The organism is Xanthomonas nasturtii, from assembly GCF_001660815.1.
In the GTDB taxonomy this organism is placed as follows: Bacteria; Pseudomonadota; Gammaproteobacteria; order Xanthomonadales; family Xanthomonadaceae; genus Xanthomonas; species Xanthomonas nasturtii.
The window spans coordinates 1-2,844 of sequence record NZ_LYMI01000072.1 but is presented as its reverse complement, the minus strand read 5'-3'; the positions used below and the strand labels follow the sequence as shown (position 1 = coordinate 2,844).

General features: G+C 54.5%; 3 protein-coding genes and 1 pseudogene. All 4 read right to left on the bottom strand.

Going from position 1 to position 2,844, the window contains the following annotated elements; genetic code table 11:
* Nucleotides 1-1,159: pseudogene (locus tag A7D16_RS19455) on the bottom strand (hemagglutinin repeat-containing protein); the annotation flags it as partial.
* Nucleotides 1,160-1,321: 162 nt separating this feature from the next.
* The gene (locus A7D16_RS22130; RefSeq protein WP_082925890.1) at nucleotides 1,322-1,759 is read right to left on the bottom strand and encodes a hypothetical protein; all 438 of its coding nucleotides are present in this window, start codon (nucleotides 1,757-1,759) and stop codon (nucleotides 1,322-1,324) included.
* Nucleotides 1,756-2,100, bottom strand: coding sequence for a hypothetical protein (locus A7D16_RS23325; protein ID WP_153043202.1), 345 nt, complete (start codon nucleotides 2,098-2,100; stop codon nucleotides 1,756-1,758). The genes A7D16_RS22130 and A7D16_RS23325 overlap by 4 nt, the downstream gene beginning before the upstream one ends.
* 175 nt (nucleotides 2,101-2,275) lie before the next feature.
* The coding region (locus A7D16_RS19445) for an IS3 family transposase (RefSeq protein ID WP_064634866.1) at nucleotides 2,276-2,844 on the bottom strand (569 nt) is incomplete at its 5' end.

The following is a 2,844-nucleotide window of genomic DNA, read 5'->3' as shown; positions in this document are numbered from 1 at the left end:
ATCCAACCCTGCCAGCGCAGACTCGTCGTCATTGCGGATTTGGATCGTGCCAGCCGCGATATCGCTCTTGGTCGTGCTGCTTGAGCTGTCGCTGGCATTGCCCAACATGCTCAGTCCGGCACCGATGGCAACGCTGGCCATGCCGCTACCCGTGCCGCCGGCAACTGTCACACCGCTGGTCTTGTACTCCGCTTTGTTCTGGAGGTCCTCGACCGTCAGGCTATCGGTGGACAGCCGATTGAGTCTGGAATCGGCTGCACTGGCTATCGCGCCGCCGACCAACTTGGTGTTGCCGCCTACCGTGATGTCGAAGCCACCATTGCCGGCCTGGATGCCACTTTGCTCGGTCACGCTGGTGTAGCTGCTGTTGACCTTCTGCTGGCTATAGCTGCCGCCGCTACCAGAGCCGGTCGCCAGGGTCAGGCTGGCCTGCTGTTGCTTGCTCTTGTACTCGTTGGTGTCCTGCTCGCTCTTGATCAGCAGATCGCCGCCGACATTCGCCAGGACTCTGTTGCCAACAGCTTGTGCACCCTGGATCGTAGTGTCGTTGCCGCTCACCAAGGTCAACGTATCGTTGGCAGTGACCACGCTTTCTGCGCGCAAATCGCTATTGCCCTTGGCGCTGCCCTTGCCTGCAGACACCGTGAGGTAATAGCCAGTTACTGCACCGACACTGATGCCGATTTCACCGCCTGCGTTCTTGTTCTCCGACTTAGTGGTGTTGGTTTCTTTGTTACTGAGCAAGTTGAGATTGTTTGCTGCAGCCTGGGCCACAATTCGCCGGCGATCTTGCTGCCAATGACGTTGAGATCGCCGCCCGTCGCGGCGATGGTGACTTCGCCGTTGCTGAGGATGCGGCTACCTCCAGTGGCTTCGTCCTCGACCTCCGGGCCCCGCTTGACTGCGCCGTAGATCGCCTGAGCGGCGTCTACAGCCCCACCGGTCAGTCATAATGTGATGCCCGCACTCTGCTACTTGGACGTTTGCACCGTATCGACGATGTTTTCTGCGGCCGCGACGGTGACTTCCTTACCCACGATCGTTGCGCTGGTTGCGCTCAGCACATCGCTGCCGGTGATGGCCACCCTGTTGCCTGCGGTCATCGTCACCGAGCCATCGGTGCTGCCGACCAGGCTGCACTGTGAGTGACCTCTGTGATGTAAACTCAAATAGAATAAGCCATAGCCTCGAAAAAAAATCAGCCACTGGCAATAACTAAACATCTCTAACGATATTATTTCGCGCATAGGAAATGCGCAGGATTAAAGCAACCTTACAAATATCGCGAGACAATCCTGAGCGTTGTTAGCCTCCAAAGTGATTAACTCAACGAAATTTTCTCAATCCCACCTTTTAGGTCAAATTCAATGTGAATTTGAGGGCGTAGACTTTCATATTTAACCCAACGGGAAATCCTCCCAAACAAGGGATCATTATTTCCACCACCATAAGCACCCGGCAACCCAAGCAGACCACTTACCTCATCGAAATTCATTTCCTTTGAAAGCCCTGCAGGAAGGGCTCCACCATAAGAATCAAACCCCTCCCCATGCTGAATATACAAAGTAATCTGCTCCAACTTATTCTCGTTGAAAATTAACTGAATTCCATCATTTACTAATGAATAATATACACGATCACCTAAAGGCCCAACATACCTAACTATCCCGGCATTTGCAACTAAATTTTCACCCAACGATTTAGCCAAATCCTGCTCATTCTGCCCTAATGCGGAAATTAATAAATTCAAGTTATTCACTTTATTCCAATCTCCCGATTGCGTCTAACGATCTTTTCGACTGCAGCTTCGATTTCGCCCTTATCGTAACCTCTCTTGAGAAGATTAGTTTTGAGTTCATTTATGTCCCGGCAAGCAGCTGCACATAGATCATTGGCATCCTTCTCAATTTGGGAAGGGGTATTCCGTCCTTTATATGTAGGACTGTCTTTATGCACATCTTTAGGAACCTCAATAGCAGTAGATTCATTATACAAGACGCGCTCTTCTTCACTCGACAATTTTCGTCCAAGCTCTTTTTCTTTTGCAGCGCGCACGGCCGCAAAAGATGGGATGTGGTCATGTTCAAGATTGTCAACCACTACAGCCCTAGACCTTAGTCCACCGTAAGAATCAACATCGAGCTCCTGAACAACGCCCTTTAACTCCTTGGCAGAATCTATCTTTCCACCGATGCCCTGCGAACTCTCAAGAATACTCTTCGCGCCGGTGCCCGCAGTCGTAGCGACGTCCCCCCGTCCTGAGTAGCGGCCGGGTCTAGAGTCCGGGGTTGATGATATCGGTGTTGGCCAGCTGTTGGGCATACGCGGACGGGGTCATGCCGCCAATTGCTTTCTTGGGTCGCTCCTCGTTGTATTCGCGTCGCCAGCGCTCGATCTCGGTGCGTGCGTGCAGCAGTGTCGGGAACCAGTGTTCGTTGAGGCATTCATCGCGCAGCCGGCCGTTGAACGATTCGACATAGGCGTTCTGATTCGGCTTGCCGGGTTGGATCAGCCGCAGCTGCACCCCATGCGCATGCGCCCAGGCGACCATCGCCTTGCCGCAGAACTCCTTGCCGTTGTCGGTGCGGATCACCTGCGGCAAGCCGCGGCTGATGGCCAGCCGCTCCAGCACACGCGTCACGCCATGGCCCGAGATTGCACGCTCCACCTCGATGGCGACCGCTTCGTGCGTAGCATCGTCCACGATCACCAGGCACTTGATCGCCCGGCCGTCGGCGGTGCGGTCGAACACAAAGTCCATCGACCACACCTGGTTGGCCTGCGATGGCCGCAGCAGCGGCTGACGCTCGCCCACTGGCACTTTCTTGCGCTTGCGGCGGCGGA